Here is an 18461-nt window from a genome sequence, read left to right on the forward strand (position 1 = left end):
GAAGTAAAATGTACCCAAAATTGTTTACAATTCCCCAATTCCAATTTTTTAAGTATAAAATTGGACCAATTGTAATTTATTCATGGGGCACTTTAGTAGCTTTAGGCTTCCTTATTGGAATTCTATTAGCAATGAGATGGGCAAAAAGAGAGGATATTGATCCAGACCATGTATTGAATGTATCAGTATGGAGTATTATTTCAGGAATCTTAGGAGCGAGAATTGTTTATGTAATAAAATATTGGAATGCGTATAAAGGTAATCCCATATCAATATTGCAACTTTGGGATGGTGGATTAATATTCTTTGGTGGATTTTTTGCAGCAACAATTGTGGTGTTGATTTATCTTTGGAGACATAAAATCCCTTATTGGAAGTTTTTAGATGTTATTACTCCAAGTATTGCTATAGGTAGTTCAATTGGAAGAATTGGCTGTTTTTTAAATGGTTGTTGTTATGGATATGAAACCCCATTGCTTTGGGGAGTAAAATTCCCAAATATATATGGATATAGACATGCTACTGAGCTTTATTATACAATTGCTTTCCTAATTGTTTTTGTATATTTACTAAGAGTTAAGAATAGAAAGACTTTTGATGGTGAGGTAGCTACTAATTTCTTTGTCTATTATTCATTAGCTTTCTTTATTGTAGAAATATTTAGAGACAATCCAAGAAACTTTTTATACTTAACAGGATCCCAGACAGTATCTTTATTGCTTATTGCTTTTGGTATTTATGCTTATAGAAGGAGAAAGTCAGGATTACCACTTTTACCTCAAAGTTGCCCATTATATAGAAAAATTTCAGCTGAGCCCAAAGTAAAAAAGAATAAGAGGTAATTAAATACTTCTTAAGGCAGATTTTATGAAACTATCAATGAGGTCTGGAAATTCTATTCCAAAAGCTTTGGCAGATTCGGGATATAAGCTTGTTTCTGTCATACCCGGAATAGTATTTACTTCTAAAACGAATATATTTTGTGTGTCTTCTTCTACAATCATGTCAACTCTTGAAAGATGTCTACAACCAAGAGCTTGGTGAGCTAAAACACCAAGCTCTTGGGCTTTTTTGTAAGTTTCTTCAGAAAGTCTTGCGGGAATAATATGTTCACTTAATCCTGGAGTATATTTAGTTTGATAATCGTAAAAACCTGTTTTTGGAATAATTTCTATTAAAGGAAGGCAAATTGTATTATCTATGTCATAAATACTTGCTGTTATTTCCTTTCCCCTTATAAATTCTTCTATTAGAATATATTGATCAAATCTAAAGGCATATTCAAGAGCTTTTGTTAATTCATCTTTATCATTTGCTATAGATAATCCTATTGTGGAACCTTGATTTGAGGGCTTAACTATCCAGGGTTTCTTTAGTTCCTTTATGTTTTCAAGGATTTTTTCCAAATCTTTTGTTTCCATATCTTTTTTTGAAACTTCAATCCATTTAGGGGTAGGTATTTTATGATATAGAAATATTTTTTTAGCCATAACTTTATTTAAAGCTAATGCACTGGCAAGGACACCAGAGCCTACGTAAGGTATATCAAGAAGCTCTAAGAGTCCCTGAATAGTTCCATCCTCACCATATAAACCATGGGCTGAAATTATAGCTACATCAATTTTTTCCCTTTTTATATTTTCAACAATATTTTCATCAATAGGTATTTCACAATATTCATAACCCTTAATCTTCAAAGCAGAAATAACATTTTTGGCTGTTTTCATGGCAATTTCTTTTTCTGTAGATTTAACACCTATTAAAACTCCTATCTTCATTTTTCCACCTCTTAAAAGGATTATATATTTATAGATTTTACCCTTAAGAAGCTTTTTTTAAAAGGGATTCTTGTGATATTATTAATTATTATGAGAAATTTAGAAGATATTATTCAAGATTTAAAGAGTGAGAAAGATAAAGAGAAGATAAGAGAAATTTATAAGGTGTTCCAAAGAGTGGGGCAAAAAGGAGGTATATATCCAACATGTTTTTTGTCTCTTACAGAACAATATTTATTTCAAAAGATCAGTTTTCTTTTTCAAAATATGTTATATGCAAGACTTGAAGGTGGTATAAGTGGAGCTGAAAGGAAAAGAGGTTTTATCTCTGATAAAATAGAATTGATAGAATATTTGGATTTAAGTAAATATTTTGCAGGAATAAATCTGATTTCTTATAAAAAAATAAATTCCAATTTTATATTGGAATTTTTAAAGGAAAAGGGTATTTCGTTAGATAAAGTTGGGGATATATGGCTAAACCATGATGGTTGGAAAATTATCTTCGCTAATGAAATTAGAGATGATATAGAAGAGGTTTTTAATGAGTCTAATTTTGAATTTAAAATATTAAGCTTTTGTGAATTACAAAGTTGTATAAAGCCATCTAAAATATTACGTACCACAGAAGCTTCTAAGCGGGTGGATGCTATAGGGAGCTTTGCACTTGGAATATCAAGAAGTAAAATGCAAACTTATATTAAAGGTGGTGGGGTAGAGGTCAATGGAAGAAAGATTCGGAATTCTTTTTATGAATTAAATATAGGAGATATAGTAACTGTTAATAATCTTGGTAGTTTTAGAGTTCTTGGTATAAAGGAAACATCAAGGGGTAAATTTCACATTGAAATTGAGAGAATGATTAAAAAATGAAAATATGGAATAACAGATGTTAGCCACTTTGAAAGTATCAGTAAGAAAAATTTCTAAATAATTAACATTTACTTAAGGAGGTAGGAAAATTATGTCAACCAATTTTCCTACCTTAATATTAAATTTTGACCATGTTTATACAAATCAAAATCAGCTTCTTTCTATAGGAAAGTTGATTTCTTTTAATAATATTTTCCAGGTCAGATACCTGTGTTCCTATGAGAAATTAGAGGAATTTAAAAAATTAATTCCTTTTGATTATAAAGGAATTAAATTTTTAGGAAAAAGTGATTTTCACTATTTAACCTATCTTTTTATAAGGAATATAAAATTTCCCTTTGAATTAGTAGTTATTGATCATCATTTGGATTTTATGGAAACCTTTGAGGGATATATAAGTTGTGGATCTTGGATAAGAGACACAGTAAGATTACCCTTTATTGAAAAAGTAGTAGTGGTGACTGATAATGAAAACATTTCTTTTAAAGATAATTTATTTAGAAAATTGAAAATAATAAAAAGTGATATTAATATTCTAAAAAAATACATAAACTTTCCTATCTATATAAGTATTGATAAAGACATACTTGATAAAAAATATATCTTTACGAATTGGGAGCAAGGAATGATGGATTTAGATTCATTTTTTAATATTTTGAATATCCTTTCTCAATATAAGGTATTAGGTGTTGATGTCTGTGGTGAACCTGATTTTAATCTAGTAGAAATAAAAAGAAGCGAAAAAATTAATATAATGATACATGATATTTTTAAAATATATATTCATGAAAAAGTTACAGCATAATTGTTTAGAATCTAACAAGGCTTATAGCAAGGAAAAGATTTATATGGAAAATGATTAAGAAAATTACCAAGGATAAAGAAAATAAATTCAAGTAAAGATTAGAATTTCCTGCAAAAAATTATAAAAATGCAATGGTGAAACTTAGCATAACTATGATGAAAGAGAAGATGAACCTTTAAGTTTGAAGATATGAGAAGAAGAAACAAACTTATTTAGTGATCTAAAGAGCCTTCCTTACCATATTAAGCTATAAACAGGTTCTGAAAAATTTTATACAAGGTGAGTCTACCTTCTTAAAAAGGTTCTTTGTTATCATTATTTGGGCTATTATTGTTTTAAATATTTTTAAATATTGTAATATTAAAGATAAAGAAGTTGATAAAAATCATAGTTAGTATAGAGTAGAAAAAAAGTAGCCCCAAATCAGAGGCAGTTCAAAAAGCAAATGATATTGAAAATAAGAGAGATTTAACTGTATAAAGAAGAAGAGAGAAAAGAATTGGAAAAAAGGAAGACCAAAGAAATATTCAGATGAACTTATTTTTTCCTCTCTTCTTTTTATGATATCAAGAGGACTTTCTTTTAGAGATTTAAGGAGTGAATTAAAAGAGAGGATAAAGAAGGTACCTTACATCTCAAATCTTCATTACAGATTCAAGAAAGTAGATGAGAAGACATTGGAGGAGCTTTTAGAATATGTAGGAAGGGAGATAGAGAAAATTTATGGTAATAGGTGGAACAAGATAAGGATGATAAAGCCTCACATAAGGGCAGAAGTAATGATAGGGGTAAGTAAGGATAGCAAAAAACATTTTAAGGGAAGGGATAGAGCTAAATGGAGAATATTTTGTAGGAGACAAAGCATATGACATCATAGAATTAATAAAGGAGATAGAAAAGAGACCTTCAGGGTAGATGTAAAATAGAATAGAGAGTGTATTTGGGGATATAAAAAGGGGAGGAAGAGATTACTTTAATACAAAGACAAAGAATCCTGCAAGAATCTATGCAATTTTTCTCATTGTATTATTCAATATAAGAATTTTTTTAATTTGGTTTTTTAAATTTGCTTTTCAAAAAAATATAATCTTTCCTTTTCTTTTTATTCATATCTATTCATCTAATCCTTTATTTTTACTTATTTCTTTATACTGGTACCTATGTCCGTACCTATTTAGACCTTATTTATCCTTTCCCTATTATTCCTTCATATCCCTCTTGTCTTTTTTCTTGTAAAATCTAAGGTCTTAAGTCTGGAAATTCCTTCTCTGAAATCCTTTTGGTTTTTGTGTTACCTCCAATCACTTCGTATAAAGTTACCTCTAAATGAGTGTATTTTATAGAAATGTACGTAGAATACTTTTCATAAATAGTTTCAAATATAAGTGGATCTTCAAAATGTTCATATATGGCTTTTTTGGTAAATCTTCTTATCTTATCATCCCATTCCTCTCCTAAAGAGAAATAAAGTTCATATGTCCCATCTCTTATCCCTTTTATAGTAAAGGAATCTCTTGACCTTATATATACAGCAATTAGGGGATTTTTAGATCCAAGTGGGGTAAGAATAGCTATCGCATCGGTATTATTTAGCTGGTTTTTGATGGTAAGTATACAGTAACCATCTCTTGGAGAGTCTTTTATAAAAGTCCCTGTTTCAGGTCGTATCTTGGATGCTGTTAAATTTGAACTTTGTGCAATAGTTATTAAGGTATTTGTAAATATAATTGTTGGTTTTAGTCCATTAAGAGAAGTAATGTAATGATGTGTAAATGCCCGAGTTATATTTATAAGTTTAGATCCCCCAAAAAATACTATTACAGCAATAAAAAGGATTAATTTTTCCTTTACATATTTCCCTCCCTTAGATTTCATATATCTCACCTCATTTTCTGATAATCTATCCTCTTTTAATAAGGAGATGAAAATATTGGTACTTTTTATTACACATTGGAAGCAAATTTGAAACTGTTCAAAAAATTTGAATATATACTTGAACATTTCTATTTATTAGTTATTAAAGTATTTATCACCTATATTTAATCTTGATAGTTTTCTCTTTATTCTTCTTATAATCTATCAACTATTTTCCTTTAATAAATTTATCCTTATTTTTCACCTACCACTTTTGCCATTCTTCAAAACTCTCCCCAAATTTCATACCTGTTATTTTCTCAGGTGCTTTTGCATCTGCTATGTGAACATAAGGATTTTTCATCTTTCAATGCATAAATTAATGGATTAATTCCTCTTGCATCTCCTAATACCTTCATTATTCCTTTGTAATATCCTTCTTTAAAAACATTATTAAAAAGTGCATCATTTGGACCATAAGATCCAGGAATAAGCAACCTAATAGAAAAGGTTAGATAAATTGCCCCATAAAAATTCCAATTGAAACTTTTATCTTTTATTTGAAGCACTATATCACCTTCTATTTCTGCTCCTTTGTATAAATAGCCTCCAAATATATATTTAGTACCTAAAGGTACCCATTTTACTTTTATAATAAGTATAGTATTATATTTAGATTCATTATTTCCTAATGCTTGATGTCCATTATATCTTTCTAATATTTGTTTTGTAAATTCGCAAAAATGGTAAACTTACTTTATCTGCTTTTTTTTGTATTTCTATTCCACTATTACTCATATAATTTTTATCTCTGTAAATAGCATCTTATATTCTAATGTTATGTTCTCAGATTTTACTATCGTTAACATAAAGCTTTATATTATGAAAATACAAGTAATTTAAATACATCTTTTTTCTTCTTAATTTTCATCTCTAACCCCCTTTATAGAATCTTACCTAATTTGCCTTAAATCCATAGTTGTTGGAAGTGATATTAAAAATCTTAAGTTTTTCTTTCTTTGTTTAATTCTATAATAATTTGATGTGGTGGGATTTTCCAGAATACTTACTGGGCGTGTATGTAGAAGTAGATGGATGTAAAGTTATTGGCTTAAAAAAGGAAATTGATAAAACCAATAGAAAATTAAAATGTGTTCTCACTGAAGAACTTGGACACTACTTTACAGGCTCAACATACAACAACAAAAACCCAGAAAGTTATAGAGAAAAAATTGAGATTTCAAGAAAAGAATATAGAGCCAAAAAGTGGCAAGTATTTTATCTTATTCCAGAGGAAAAATTTTTGGATGCAATAAAAAAAGGAATAACAGAGGTTTGGGAGCTTGCGGAGTACTTTGATGTGGATGAAGAAGTGATAAAATTTTATATAAAAATTCCAAAGATACAAGAAAGTTTAAGGGGGAATGTTAATGAGTAATAGAGAAGAAGAATTAATTCAAGTAATCCTAAAAGAGCTTGTAGAAATCAGGAAAGAATTAAGAAAAATAGCGAATTATTTAGAGGTTATAGCTGAAAAAAGCTCCATTGAAGCAATAGCAAAATGGGGAAAAAACGATAAAGGTTAAAAAAGAAGAATAATAATGAAGGGAAAGTGAAATTAAACTTTTAAAGGGAGTTTCCATATTATTAATTCTTATTTTTCTTTTGAACATTTCTTACTGAAGAAGAAAAATTTAATATGTTTTAACTTCTTTAATATCATCTACTTATGCTAAATTGAGCACTAAATAAGAAATGATTTAAAGAAAAGGGATATTTGTAAATTGATGATATGAAGGATGAGTGCTAATAAGATGAGAGAGGGTTAACTGATGATATTTTGCTACTTAGTAGAACTAAATAGTTTTTATGTTATATTTATTGATGGAGAAGACTTAGAAGAGGTAGTCCCAAATCTTGACAAATTCTCATTTCTTAATATATTATAGATAGGGTAAAAATTGGGGAGTCGTCTAGCTGGTAGGACGCCTGACTCTGGATCAGGTAGGGATGGTTCGAGTCCATCCTCCCCAGCCATAAAATAAAGTGGCCCTATCGTCTAGTGGACCAGGACGTTGGGTTCTCAACCCAAAAACCGGGGTTCGAATCCCCGTAGGGCCACCAAAAAGAAGGTGAAAATATAAATAAAAGTTTTCTTTTTTACATTCTCACAGGTATAACCTCTTTTATTGTAATCTTTCTCTGGGGGACCTTTTTAGAATATGATTTTATTACTCATATGGTTTGGGAAAATACTGTTATTTTCTCTTATTATGTGATTTTTATTCTTTTTTCCATTCTTCCTAAAAAAAGAAAAGATTCTTCTACCATATTTTTTGGTTTTTTAGTGTTGGGGACTGCTATATTAGAAGGAATTCATGCCATGCTTTATCCTGGATTTATCAATCATTTCCTGGACTTTCAGTAGAATATTGGATGTATTTAAGGGGACTTTTTGCAATTGGAAGTTTTGTTACTGTTTATCTTCTAAATAAGAAAGAAACTCCTTGGTTTTTTAAGAAAGCTTTGTATAGCCCTCTTGTTTTATCTATTTTGCTTATTATTCTTTCTTTATATATTCCTGACAAGATTTTTATGTTGAAGGAAAAACAACTTTTCTAAAATCTTTTTTGGAGATATTATATGCGTGTATTCTTTTTATCTCATCCTATCTTTCAAGACATGTGAAACCTTTATCCTTAGGACTCTTTTTTGCAGGACTTTCAGATCTTACTTTTACATCTTATGGGGAAAATCTCTTTACAAATCAATTTGTAATTGGGCATGCCTTTCTTGTTTCAAGTGCAGTAATTTTTGTTTTAGGAGCAATGATAGAAAAAGTTTTTATACCTTTTAGAGAGATAGAGAATTTAGTATATAAATATGGTGGGGAGATAGAAGAGTTATATAAAAAGATCACTAAGAATGAGATTTTATTTAAGAAAATAGATAAAATTCGACAGTTATTGATAGAATCTAATTCTATTAATGAATTGTTGAAAAGATTAAAAGAATTGCCTAAAATTCTTGATCTGAGTTCCGAAGAAGATTTTGTAATATTTAATAAGAATAAACTTATATATAAAACAAAGGAAGAGCTTCCTGAGGATATTAATTTTTATAAGAATTGGAATAACATTGGTATTTTAGATACATCCATCTTTTATAATAGACTTGAGGAGACAAACAGAGAAACATTAAGAAATATATTATTTAGTCTTACAAGTAGACTTCAGGAATTAATTTTAAAAAAAGAACTTAATGATTCTTTAGAAAAGATAAAACAATTAGATGAGTATAGAGTAAACTTTATGAGGGCTATATCTCATGAGTTAAAAACACCTCTTAATGTGATTTATGGAAATCTTCAACTTATGGAATCAGGAGTATATGGTGATATCTCTCACTTAGAAGAGCCAATTGAAGCAATAAAAACTGGAGTATTAAGAAGTAAAGAACTTATTGATAATCTTATTGATCTTTCACGAGCTGAAACGGGGAGGATATCAGTTAAATCAGAGCTTATATATTTTGAAAACTTATATCAAATAATTGATAATTATAGAAATCTTGCAAAAGAGAAAGGATTGGAGTTTAGTTTCGATTTTATCGGTGATTCTCCTTTCTCATCTGATTATAATATTTTAATTACTATAGTCTCAAATCTTCTTTCTAATGCTGTGAAATATACAGAGAAAGGAGAAGTAAGAGGAAGGTTAGAGGTAACAAAGGATAAGATAATAATAGAAGTAAAGGATACAGGGAAAGGTATACCCTCAGAAAATATTCCTCACATATTTGAGCCTTTCTTTGGAGAGAGAACCTCAGAAAGCTCTGGTTTAGGACTTGCTATTGTTAAAAAGTTTGTTGAGCTTCTTAAAGGAAGTATACACGTGGAAAGTGAGGTGGATAAGGGGTCTATTTTTAGGATTGAGATACCAAGACTAATTCGCCCACCATCTTTTGAGCAGAAAGAGCATGTTCAAGTACTTATTATAGATAAAGATAAAGAAACAAGAAATCTTCTTAAAAAGATATTGAAAGATTTCAGCATTATTGAAGCAGAGAATGGAGAAGAAGGTTATATCAAAGCATTGGAGCATACACCTGATGTGGTAATTACAACCCTGGGTCTTCCAGATATAAGTGGTGAAGAGCTTATCAAAAGATTAAAAGAAGAACCAATATTAAAAAATACAAAATTTATTTTCTACACAGGAGCAAGGAGAAGAGATTTAGAAGAGAGTTTTATTGAGAAGGGAACAGATATCAGAGAAGTTGAAGAAAAAATAAAAATACTTTTGGGTAATAAGGTTCTTTTAATTTATTCTGAAAATACCAAGGAATATATTTCTTTAGCAAAAAGAATTTTGGAAAAATTAAATAAAGAATATCTCTTAAGGGAATTTTACAATCTGACAATAAACGATCTTTATTTTTATGATACATTTTTGATTCTCTTAAATGAAGAAGAATTTTTATCCTCAGAAGTTATTCTGGGAAACATCAATAAACTGGCTGGTAAAAAGAATATTATTTTTTATGTAATAAGGAGGATAATAAATCATGAAAATAATGATAGTAGAAGATGATATAGAATCAAGAAAATTCATCGTAAAATTTCTACAAAGTAAAAACTACGAAGTAATAGAGGCAGAAAATGGGAAGAAAGCATTGGAAATTTTGAAAGATAATGAAGTTGATATAATTTTAATGGATATCTCTATGCCTATAATGAATGGTTTAGAAGCTACAAAGAGAATAAGAGATTTGGGTTATCCTGTTGTGGTAATTATGCTTACAGCATATAAAGATTTAGATATGATGAAAAAATCAGCCTTAGCAGGAGCAGATGATTATATAACAAAACCTATTGATCTTTCTGAACTATATGCAAAAATCCTTTTGGCAGAGAAATATCTTCCTTTTCATAAATTCAGACATTCTTTAGTAGTTTCTCTTTTTTCCGAGAAAGAGTTATCTCAGAAGACTATTGAAGAATTAATAAATAAAAATAAAGATTTTACTATGGAAGTTTTGAGTATTATGTATAAGGTTTCTGAATATAGGGATGATGAAACCTATGAACATACTTTAAGAGTAGGCTGGCTTTCTGGAAAATTAGCAGAAAAATTAGGTCTTGATGAGTTAGAAGTAAGTGAAATTAGGCTTTCTGCTCCTCTCCATGATATAGGGAAAATTGGAATTCCTGATAGTATTCTTTTAAAGCCTGCAAAACTTTCTCCATATGAATATGAAATAATGAAAAAACATACTTTGATAGGATATGAGATTTTAAATGGAAGTTCATCATCTATTCTTAAAAAGGGTGCAGAAATTGCATTAACACATCATGAAAGATGGAATGGATCAGGATATCCAAAAAGACTTTCTGGTAAGGAAATTCCTATAAGTGGTGCCATTGTAGGAGTTGCTGATAGTATTGATGCTATGACAAGTAAGAGACCTTATAAACCAGAAAGACCTATAGAAGAGGTTTTAGAAGAAATAAAAGCTTTGTCTGGGAAATTTTATAATCCTGATGTTGTAAATGCACTATTTGAGATAAGAGAAGAGGTTGTAGAAAAATATAAACTTCATTTAAGAAGGGAATAGCATAATTCTTCTAATTTCTTAGCATTTTTCTAAATAGAAAATTCTTTTGCTTTTATTTGAGCATTTTTTCATTTTCTTTAAGAGATCATTATTTGATAATAAAATTTTTACGTATTCTCTAAATTCTTCTTTCTCATTCACTAAAAATCCTTCTATTCCATGAGTAATAAGATTTTCGCTTCCTGTAGCTCTAACTGCAACTACAGCACATCCTCCTGCCATTGCTTCTAAGGTTACAAGTCCTTGGGTCTCTGTAGTTGATGAAAATACAAAAATGTCAGCGATTTTATAGAAATATACTAATTTTTCTCGTGGATACCATCCTAAAAATAGAGCTTTATCCAAAATTTCTAATTTTTTTGCAAGATTAATTAAATTATCCCTTTCATCTCCTCCTACAATTAACAAAATTACGTCTTCTCTTTCTTTTAATAAAGGAGTTAGAGATCTTAAAAGAAAATCTACATTTTTTTCTTTCGCAAGTCTACCAGCATATAATAAAATTTTTTTCCCAAACCATCTTGGGTCATATTTAAATTTATCTGGGATATCCTTTTCCCACAATGAAAAATCAACACCTATAGGTAATACTTCTATTTTAGTTTTTACACCAAAATTTTTAATCATTTCCCCAACTTCAAGGGATGGAGCAATAACTAAGTTTGTTTTATTGGCATAGTCAACACTACTTTTAATTGCAAACCATTCTTTAATTTTTTGAGGTATAAGAGGAATATAATGAACATATTTATGATAAAGAGTATGATATGTGAAGACTATAGGTATATTATATTTTTGGGAAAATTTTAATGCAGTTTTACCAAATAATATATGGATGATGAGAATGAATAATATCAAAATTTTTATCTCTAAAATAATTCTCAATGAAGAAAGAAAAAGGTATAGGAATGGGATGAATTGTAATTTGTTTTATAAATAATGCAGAATAACGAAAAATTCTATCTCCATCATTATGGGAAGTGAACTGTTTTGGATATTTTGGTGCAAAAACATATACTTCATGTCCCATTTTCTCTAATGCAGATCTATATGTTTCAACAGAAATAGCAGCTCCTCCAGTATTAGGCAAATAGTTATTTGTGAAGAATGCTATTCTCATAATAAATAAAGCCCCCAAGATTCTCTTGGGGGCTTTTATTAAGATTAGTATTCAGGAGGTGGAGGAGGTGTCTGTTTTTCCTTTTCTGGCTTCTCAGCAACAAGACCTTCAGTTGTGAGTACCAATGCAGCTATACTTGCAGCATTTTGTAATGCAGATCTTGTTACTTTGCAAGGATCTACAATTCCAGCCTCAAACATATTTATAAATCTATCTTTTGCAGCATCATATCCCGTTGGCCCATCCATCTCTTTGACTTTTTCTGCAATAATAGATCCTTCTTTGCCGGCATTGGTAGCAATGAGCTTTAATGGTACATCAAGGGATCTTCTTACAATTTCTACTCCAATTCTTTCATCTTCATTTTCTACTTTTACATTATCAAGAACTTTAATAGTTCTTACAAGAGCCACACCACCGCCAGGTACGATCCCTTCTTCTACTGCAGCTCTTGTAGCAGATAAAGCATCTTCAATTCTATGTTTTTTCTCTTTAAGCTCTACTTCAGTAGCTGCTCCTACTTTAATTACAGCAACTCCACCAGCGAGTTTTGCAAGTCTTTCTTGTAATTTTTCTCTATCAAATTCAGAATCAGTCTCTTCTAATTGTTTCTTAATTTGAGCTATTCTTGCCTCAATATCTTTTCTATTTCCTTTCCCTCCAATGATGGTAGTCTTATCTTTATTGGCTCTTACTTTTTCTGCTCTTCCAAGCATATTCAATGTTACATTCTCAAGTTTTATTCCTGTTTCTTCAGAGATGAACTCTCCACCAGTTAAGATAGCGATATCTTGTAACATTGCTTTTCTTCTATCTCCAAATCCAGGAGCTTTTACAGCTAAGGATTGGAGAACCCCACGTAATTTATTGACTACAAGAGTAGCTAATGCTTCACCTTCTACATCCTCTGCAATTATTACTAATGGCTTTCCAGTTTGAACAACTTTCTCAAGTATTGGGAGAATATCACTTACTGCACTTATTTTTCTATCAGTTATGAGTATGTATGGTTCTTCTAATACTGCTTCCATTCTTTCAGGATCTGTAATCATATATGCAGAAAGGTAACCTCTATCAAATTGCATTCCCTCAACAAGTTCTAAGGTGGTTGTAATACCTTGAGATTCTTCTACGGTTATTACTCCGTCTTTTCCAACTTTATCCATTGCTTCAGCAATTAATTTTCCAATTTCTTCATCGTTATTAGCGGAAATGGCTGCAACATGGGCTATATCATCTTTTGTTTCTACAGGTTTTGCAATCTTTTTAAGTTCTTCGACTACTGCTTCTACTGCCTTTTCTATTCCTCTTCTTACGTACATAGGGTTAGCTCCAGCTACTACATGCTTCATTCCTTCATGTACTAATGCTTGAGCAAGTACTGTAGCTGTGGTTGTACCGTCACCTGCTACATCATTAGTTTTGGAAGCTACTTCTTTTACAAGTTGAGCACCCATATTTTCAAATGGATCCTCAAGGTCTATTTCTTTAGCAATGGTTACACCATCGTTAGTGATAACAGGTGCTCCAAATTTCTTTTCAAGTACAACGTTTCTTCCTTTAGGTCCTAAAGTAATTTTTACAGTGTCTGCTACGATATCAAGTCCTCTTATAAGTGCTGTTCTTGCTTGCATGTCAAGGCTAACTAATTTGGCTGCCATATTCTCTCCCTCCTTTTTTTTAAATTTTTTTACTCTTCAATTACAGCTAAAATATCTCTCTCACTAAGGATGAGATATTCTTCACCTTCAATTTTTACTTCAGTACCAGCATATTTTGCAAAAATAACTCTATCTCCCTCTTTGATTTCTAATGGGACTTTTTGCCCATTATCAAGGATTCTGCCAGTACCTACTGCTATTACTTTTCCTTGCTGGGGTTTTTCTTTTGCAGTGTCAGGAAGAACAATACCTCCTTTTGTTTTTTCTTCTTGCTCAATAACCTTAACCACTACACGATCACCAATAGGACGCAATTTCACAAGTCTCGACCTCCTTTCATAATTTTATAATTTTATTAGCAATCTAAGTTGATGAGTGCTAAAACCAGAATAAATATATATTAACTTTAAATATCTATTCAACAGAAAAAATACGTAAAAAATAGCAAATATATGTCAAAAATTCTTATTTTTCTAGGTTTTTTTTATTTTTTCTTTGTTTTTTATGATTTCTTTATATAATTCTTCCAATTTCTTTGCGCTTTCCATTATCGAAAACTGAGTAGCCTTCTTAATTGCATTGTTTTTCATATTTTGTAGAAGTGATTCGTTATTAAGTAGATATAGAACTTTTTGATAGAAATCATTGTAATCTTCTTGCACTAATAAACCTTCTTTACCATTTTCTACTAAGCTTATTGTGCCTGGGGCTTCTACTGCTACGACAGCACATCCTCCTGCCATAGCTTCTAAAGTAACTAAACCCTGGGTTTCTGTGGTGGATGCAAAAACAAATATATGGGCTACTTTATAATAATAAATTAGTTCTTCTCTTGGATGCCATCCTAAGAAAATAACCTTGTCTTTTATATCTAATTTTTCTGTAAGATTTTCCAGATTTTTTCTTTCTTCTCCATCACCAACAATTAAAAACACAACATTATCTCTTTCTTTTAATAGTCTTGAAAGAGCTTGAATTAAAAATTCAAGATTTTTCTCTTTAGCAAGTCTTCCAGCATAAAGTAATATCTTTTTGTCTTTCCATGGAAATTTGTCTAAAAAATCTTTAGGAATAGGTTTTTCCCATAATGAAAAATCTATACCTGTAGGTATGACTTCTATTCTTGTTTTTACACCAAAATTGATTATCATATCTTTAATTTCTTTTGTAGGGGCGATTACAAGATCTACTTGATTAGAGTATTTTACGCTTTCTTTTATGGCAATTTTTGAGGTCATGATTTGGGGTATTATAGGAATATAATGCACATATTTATGGTATTGAGTATGATGGGTAAAAACAATTGGTTTATTATACTTTTTAGCAAGTTTAAGAGCGGTTTTTCCTATTACAAACGGATGATGTGAATGGACAATATCAAAATCTTGTTTTCTAAAGTAATCTTCTACTAAGAAAGAGAAATATAGGGGTAACGGTTGAGGAGTTATATATCTTAATGCAATAGATGGAAATCTTATTATATGTTTTCCTTTGTCTTCTTTGTATTTAGGGAACCAAGGTGGATATTTTGGGGCAAATACATGAACTTCATGATTAAGCTTTTCTAAAGCTTCTCTATAACTTTCTACAGCTATGGCAGCTCCTCCTGTATTGGGTAAATAGTTATTTGTAAAGAATGCTATTTTCATGACAGATTTAATATTTCTTTATACACCTTTACAGTTTCATTAGCAACTCTTTCTATATTGTATTTCTCAGCAATTTTCAAGGCTTTTTTAGAGTATTCTTCTCTTAAGTTTTTATTTTCAGCAAGAAGTTTTATATTTTCTTCAAATGTTTCTTCTGTACCTGCTATATAATTGGGGGATAAAGGTTCTTTGTATTCTTTTAAATCTCTTAAAAGTAGAGGTAAGCCTACAGCTGATGCTTCAAGTACAGCAATACTAAAGTTTTCTTGTCTTGATGGGAAAAAGAAAATATCAGCCATGCTATAAAATTTGTTGAGTTCATCGTGAGGACATGGACCTGGCAAGATTAGATTTTCTGGAGGATTTTTAATAATTTTCTTTATTTCAGAATATCCTCCACTTAAGAAGGAGAAAGGAATACCACCTACCCAAACAAATTTATATTGAGGCAATTTTTCAGCCATTTTTGCAAAAGTATCAAAACCTTTCCTTTTTATCATGTGACCTACACTTAAAAGTACAATGTCATCGTCTTTTATATTAAATTCTTCTCTTGTCTTTCTTCTTAAATTTTCATTTTTCTTAAATAAACTTAAATCCACACCATTTGGTATAAAAACAATCTTAGTTTTTACTCCCATTTCTTTTAATTTTTCTACTTCTAACGGGGAGACAGCAATAACTAAATCTGCCTGATTATAAAAGAGAAGAAGATATTGAGAAAAAAGACCTTTCCATTTTTCAGCTAACAAAGCACTACCCAACATGGTATCTGCTATTACATGAGCTGTAAATACAATTTTACTTTTGTTTTCTTTCTTTACGTATTTAAAGAAGACATCTCCAAAGGAATGGAAGTGAAGAATATCATAAGGTCCATCTTTGACAAGACCATTATAATAGATTTCTATATCATTTCTTTTTTTAAGAGCTTCATATAGCATCTTACAAGCAGTTTGATCTCCACCACCTTTTGTTCTTGCAGAAGGTATACCTGGCTTAAATATTATGTTTACCTTTATTTTTGTATTCATCATCGAAAGATCACCTCTTTATTTTATTTTTTCTTATTCCCAATTTTTGATACCAAGGACATATATGAAGTCAAATGCACCGGCTAATAACGTAACATAATGGGTAAATGTTCGCCATAATATTATATAAATTCCCAAGATATACTTGGGTACAAAAGGGGCAAAAGCGAGGGAAAGAAGAATCTCAATGACTCCACTTCCTCCTGGTGTGGGAACATAGAACATTAAGAAAAAGATTGGAATTTGTACTAAAACTACAGAGATTATATTAACTTTCAAATGGAAACTCATCATAAGAACTGGGGCTATTAAAAAATAGGTAAACCAAGAAAGAAGATTGAAGAAGAAAAAGCCGAACATAGTAAGTTTTTTATCTTTTATAAAGAGCCAAAGAGTGCTATGAAAATCTTTTACATTATTATTGACAACTCTTAATATTTGATAAGGATGTATTTTTGATAGGAAGGGTAGTTTCCTTAACTTGAGAAGAATATAAGCAATAAATCTTATAATAGGTCTTGGTTTGTACAGGGCAAATATAAAACCTACAACAATTAAGAAAAAGAGTAAAGCACTATATTGAACTAATCTTTTAATTATTTGTTGAGGAAAAAGATAAGAATAGAAATATATTACAATAGGTGAAGAGATAGCAAAAGTTAGAGAATTAATAACATATCTGAAAAGACTTAATGCGGTTGCTTGTCCAACTTTAATATTTTTCTTTGAAAGAAGGTATATTTCTAAGGGTTCGCCACCTGCTGATGTAGGGGTTATGCTTGATGCAAAATAATAAGCAAGGTGTATCTGTAAGGCCTCTGTTAATTTTATATTTACCCCTTCCAAACCTTTTATAAGAATTTTGTATCTAATTGCTGCAAATATCCAGCTTAAAAAATTAAGGATAAGAATATATAAGACATAATTCCATTTAAGAGTAAGTAGAGCATTCCAAGTTCTTGAATCTGTAGTAAAAAATAAGATAATTACAAGAATAATTGCACTTATTACTATGGAAAATTTTAACCCTGATTTAAGGGTACGGTTCAAATTATTCATTAACTACCTCCAAGGGTAGATCTGGAATAGCTGATAAAGAAAGATCATTTACATATCCATTTTTATATAGGTAGTACCCTGCGGAAGCAATCATAGCTGCATTATCAGTACACAATTCTTTAGGGGGTAAATAGAGTTCTATCTTTTCCTCCACAGAGATTTTTTTGAACTTTTCTTGTAAATAACTATTTGCTACCACACCACCAGAAAGTACTAATGTATTAATTTTAAATTTTTTTACAGCAATTAATGCTCTTTCTATTAATTCTTCCACTACTCTTTTCTGAAAAGAGGCAGCTATATCTGCTACTGGAATTTCTTTCCCTTCATTTTTTAAATCCCTTACAAGATACAATATAGCTGTTTTTAATCCGCTAAAGCTTATATCTAAATCTCTATCGCACTTTACCTTAGGGAGATTGAAAACTGGGTTTCCATTCTTTGCCACTTTTTCTATTTCTGGACCACCAGGATAACTTAATCCTAATATTCTTGCCACTTTATCAAAAGCTTCTCCAGCAGCATCATCCAAAGTTTGTCCTAATAATTTATATTTTCTTATTCCTTCCACTAAAAGATATTCTGTGTGTCCTCCTGATATTATAAGAGATATAAAGGGAAATGTAGGGGGATCTTTTCTTAAGAAGTTGGCAAAAATATGTCCCTCAAGATGATTTACTCCAACAATTGGTTTTTCTAATGCTAAGGATAGGGTTTTTCCTACCATTATTCCTACCCATAATGATCCAATTAGACCAGGACCATGGGTAACTGCTATTAAATCTATGTCTTTAAAACTTAAATTTGCTTTTTCTAAAGCTACATCAATAAGTTTATTTATAACCTGTACATGGAGCCTTGATGCAACTTCTGGAACTACACCCCCATATATTTTATGAATGTCTATTTGTGATGAAACTGTGTTGCTTAAAATCTTAGTTCCATCCTCTACTAATGCTATACTTGTCTCATCACAAGAAGTTTCAATCCCAATCGTTATCATTAGTTTCCC

21 protein-coding genes and 2 tRNA genes are annotated in these 18461 nt (G+C 30.3%); 12 read left to right on the forward strand and 11 right to left on the reverse strand.

The features are described from left to right. The first annotated feature begins 8 nt into the window (after window positions 1-8). Window positions 9-842: a prolipoprotein diacylglyceryl transferase gene (lgt, locus tag ACY3JO_RS05185; protein ID WP_463083988.1), complete on the forward strand. Its 834-nt coding sequence runs from the start codon at window positions 9-11 to the stop codon at window positions 840-842. Here lgt and ACY3JO_RS05190 read toward each other — a convergent pair whose 3' ends face one another. Then, window positions 843-1778: a D-alanine--D-alanine ligase family protein gene (locus ACY3JO_RS05190; RefSeq protein ID WP_463083989.1), complete on the reverse strand. Its 936-nt coding sequence runs from the start codon at window positions 1776-1778 to the stop codon at window positions 843-845. A gap of 72 nt (window positions 1779-1850) precedes the next feature. On the opposite strand from ACY3JO_RS05190, the gene ACY3JO_RS05195 reads away from it, so the two are divergent. From ACY3JO_RS05195 to ACY3JO_RS05205, 3 genes are all read left to right on the forward strand, one after another. Continuing rightward, entirely contained in the window at window positions 1851-2651 is an 801-nt protein-coding gene (locus ACY3JO_RS05195; protein ID WP_463083990.1) for a S4 domain-containing protein, read from the forward strand. 91 nt (window positions 2652-2742) lie between these two features. Further along, complete coding sequence (locus ACY3JO_RS05200; RefSeq protein WP_463083991.1) at window positions 2743-3456, forward strand: hypothetical protein; 714 nt, start codon at window positions 2743-2745, stop codon at window positions 3454-3456. A gap of 677 nt (window positions 3457-4133) precedes the next feature. Beyond that, window positions 4134-4325 (forward strand): hypothetical protein, encoded by a 192-nt coding sequence (locus tag ACY3JO_RS05205; RefSeq protein ID WP_463083992.1) that lies wholly within the window; start codon window positions 4134-4136, stop codon window positions 4323-4325. Between the two features lie 370 nt (window positions 4326-4695). Here ACY3JO_RS05205 and ACY3JO_RS05210 read toward each other — a convergent pair whose 3' ends face one another. Together ACY3JO_RS05210 and ACY3JO_RS05215 are read right to left on the reverse strand one after the other, a co-directional pair. Beyond that, window positions 4696-5331 (reverse strand): hypothetical protein, encoded by a 636-nt coding sequence (locus ACY3JO_RS05210; protein WP_463083993.1) that lies wholly within the window; start codon window positions 5329-5331, stop codon window positions 4696-4698. 299 nt (window positions 5332-5630) lie between these two features. Then, the gene (locus tag ACY3JO_RS05215; RefSeq protein WP_463083994.1) at window positions 5631-5879 is read right to left on the reverse strand and encodes a hypothetical protein; all 249 of its coding nucleotides are present in this window, start codon (window positions 5877-5879) and stop codon (window positions 5631-5633) included. 473 nt (window positions 5880-6352) lie between these two features. On the opposite strand from ACY3JO_RS05215, the gene ACY3JO_RS05220 reads away from it, so the two are divergent. The 8 genes from ACY3JO_RS05220 (at window position 6353) to ACY3JO_RS05255 (ending at window position 10926) form a co-directional block, all read left to right on the forward strand. After that, entirely contained in the window at window positions 6353-6748 is a 396-nt protein-coding gene (locus tag ACY3JO_RS05220; RefSeq protein ID WP_463083995.1) for an ImmA/IrrE family metallo-endopeptidase, read from the forward strand. Next, on the forward strand, window positions 6741-6896 hold the full coding sequence (locus ACY3JO_RS05225; RefSeq protein WP_463083996.1) for a hypothetical protein: 156 nt from the start codon (window positions 6741-6743) through the stop codon (window positions 6894-6896). Before ACY3JO_RS05220 ends, ACY3JO_RS05225 begins: the two co-directional genes overlap by 8 nt. A gap of 376 nt (window positions 6897-7272) precedes the next feature. Continuing rightward, window positions 7273-7347: transfer RNA gene (locus ACY3JO_RS05230), tRNA-Gln, on the forward strand. A gap of 11 nt (window positions 7348-7358) precedes the next feature. Further along, a tRNA-Glu gene (locus ACY3JO_RS05235) sits at window positions 7359-7434 on the forward strand. A gap of 115 nt (window positions 7435-7549) precedes the next feature. Further along, the gene (locus ACY3JO_RS05240) at window positions 7550-7738 is read left to right on the forward strand and encodes a hypothetical protein (RefSeq protein WP_463083997.1); all 189 of its coding nucleotides are present in this window, start codon (window positions 7550-7552) and stop codon (window positions 7736-7738) included. Window positions 7739-7746: 8 nt separating this feature from the next. Then, window positions 7747-7932, forward strand: coding sequence for a hypothetical protein (locus ACY3JO_RS05245; RefSeq protein WP_463083998.1), 186 nt, complete (start codon window positions 7747-7749; stop codon window positions 7930-7932). Window positions 7933-7940: 8 nt separating this feature from the next. Beyond that, window positions 7941-9902 carry an ATP-binding response regulator gene (locus tag ACY3JO_RS05250; protein WP_463083999.1) on the forward strand — a complete coding sequence of 654 codons (1962 nt, stop codon included), beginning with the start codon at window positions 7941-7943 and terminating at the stop codon, window positions 9900-9902. After that, window positions 9877-10926: a response regulator gene (locus ACY3JO_RS05255; protein WP_463084000.1), complete on the forward strand. Its 1050-nt coding sequence runs from the start codon at window positions 9877-9879 to the stop codon at window positions 10924-10926. The genes ACY3JO_RS05250 and ACY3JO_RS05255 overlap by 26 nt, the downstream gene beginning before the upstream one ends. A gap of 18 nt (window positions 10927-10944) precedes the next feature. Here ACY3JO_RS05255 and ACY3JO_RS05260 read toward each other — a convergent pair whose 3' ends face one another. The 8 genes from ACY3JO_RS05260 to tsaD form a co-directional block, all read right to left on the reverse strand. After that, a complete protein-coding gene (locus ACY3JO_RS05260) occupies window positions 10945-11784 on the reverse strand; it encodes a glycosyltransferase (RefSeq protein WP_463084001.1) in 840 nt (279 codons plus the stop codon). Continuing rightward, window positions 11744-12046 (reverse strand): glycosyltransferase, encoded by a 303-nt coding sequence (locus tag ACY3JO_RS05265; protein WP_463084002.1) that lies wholly within the window; start codon window positions 12044-12046, stop codon window positions 11744-11746. Before ACY3JO_RS05265 ends, ACY3JO_RS05260 begins: the two co-directional genes overlap by 41 nt. 44 nt (window positions 12047-12090) lie before the next feature. Continuing rightward, complete coding sequence (gene groL / locus ACY3JO_RS05270; protein WP_463084003.1) at window positions 12091-13707, reverse strand: chaperonin GroEL; 1617 nt, start codon at window positions 13705-13707, stop codon at window positions 12091-12093. Between the two features lie 29 nt (window positions 13708-13736). Beyond that, window positions 13737-14027: a co-chaperone GroES gene (gene groES / locus ACY3JO_RS05275; RefSeq protein ID WP_148805409.1), complete on the reverse strand. Its 291-nt coding sequence runs from the start codon at window positions 14025-14027 to the stop codon at window positions 13737-13739. Between the two features lie 153 nt (window positions 14028-14180). Beyond that, a complete protein-coding gene (locus tag ACY3JO_RS05280) occupies window positions 14181-15356 on the reverse strand; it encodes a glycosyltransferase family 4 protein (protein ID WP_463084004.1) in 1176 nt (391 codons plus the stop codon). Beyond that, the gene (locus ACY3JO_RS05285; RefSeq protein ID WP_463084005.1) at window positions 15353-16393 is read right to left on the reverse strand and encodes a glycosyltransferase family 4 protein; all 1041 of its coding nucleotides are present in this window, start codon (window positions 16391-16393) and stop codon (window positions 15353-15355) included. Before ACY3JO_RS05285 ends, ACY3JO_RS05280 begins: the two co-directional genes overlap by 4 nt. Window positions 16394-16423: 30 nt before the next feature. Beyond that, window positions 16424-17449 (reverse strand): lysylphosphatidylglycerol synthase transmembrane domain-containing protein, encoded by a 1026-nt coding sequence (locus tag ACY3JO_RS05290; protein ID WP_463084006.1) that lies wholly within the window; start codon window positions 17447-17449, stop codon window positions 16424-16426. After that, a complete protein-coding gene (tsaD, locus tag ACY3JO_RS05295) occupies window positions 17442-18452 on the reverse strand; it encodes a tRNA (adenosine(37)-N6)-threonylcarbamoyltransferase complex transferase subunit TsaD (RefSeq protein ID WP_463084007.1) in 1011 nt (336 codons plus the stop codon). Before tsaD ends, ACY3JO_RS05290 begins: the two co-directional genes overlap by 8 nt. Window positions 18453-18461 lie beyond the last annotated feature (9 nt).

The sequence above is a fragment of the Dictyoglomus sp. LHC4 genome (genome assembly GCF_055181355.1).

Bases quoted from the DNA above. Each gene is read 5' to 3' on its own strand.
- ACY3JO_RS05280 (WP_463084004.1), bottom strand. From the start codon at position 15,356: ATGAAAATAGCATTCTTTACAAATAACTATTTACCCAATACAGGAGGA.
- ACY3JO_RS05210 (WP_463083993.1), bottom strand. From the start codon at position 5,331: ATGAAATCTAAGGGAGGGAAATATGTAAAGGAAAAATTAATCCTTTTT.
- tsaD (WP_463084007.1), bottom strand. From the start codon at position 18,452: ATGATAACGATTGGGATTGAAACTTCTTGTGATGAGACAAGTATAGCA.
- ACY3JO_RS05200 (WP_463083991.1), top strand. From the start codon at position 2,743: ATGTCAACCAATTTTCCTACCTTAATATTAAATTTTGACCATGTTTAT.
- lgt (WP_463083988.1), top strand. From the start codon at position 9: ATGTACCCAAAATTGTTTACAATTCCCCAATTCCAATTTTTTAAGTAT.
- ACY3JO_RS05285 (WP_463084005.1), bottom strand. From the start codon at position 16,393: ATGATGAATACAAAAATAAAGGTAAACATAATATTTAAGCCAGGTATA.
- ACY3JO_RS05245 (WP_463083998.1), top strand. From the start codon at position 7,747: ATGTATTTAAGGGGACTTTTTGCAATTGGAAGTTTTGTTACTGTTTAT.
- ACY3JO_RS05265 (WP_463084002.1), bottom strand. From the start codon at position 12,046: ATGAGAATAGCATTCTTCACAAATAACTATTTGCCTAATACTGGAGGA.
- ACY3JO_RS05240 (WP_463083997.1), top strand. From the start codon at position 7,550: ATGGTTTGGGAAAATACTGTTATTTTCTCTTATTATGTGATTTTTATT.
- ACY3JO_RS05255 (WP_463084000.1), top strand. From the start codon at position 9,877: ATGAAAATAATGATAGTAGAAGATGATATAGAATCAAGAAAATTCATC.
- ACY3JO_RS05225 (WP_463083996.1), top strand. From the start codon at position 6,741: ATGAGTAATAGAGAAGAAGAATTAATTCAAGTAATCCTAAAAGAGCTT.
- ACY3JO_RS05220 (WP_463083995.1), top strand. From the start codon at position 6,353: ATGTGGTGGGATTTTCCAGAATACTTACTGGGCGTGTATGTAGAAGTA.
- groL (WP_463084003.1), bottom strand. From the start codon at position 13,707: ATGGCAGCCAAATTAGTTAGCCTTGACATGCAAGCAAGAACAGCACTT.
- ACY3JO_RS05290 (WP_463084006.1), bottom strand. From the start codon at position 17,449: ATGAATAATTTGAACCGTACCCTTAAATCAGGGTTAAAATTTTCCATA.
- ACY3JO_RS05190 (WP_463083989.1), bottom strand. From the start codon at position 1,778: ATGAAGATAGGAGTTTTAATAGGTGTTAAATCTACAGAAAAAGAAATT.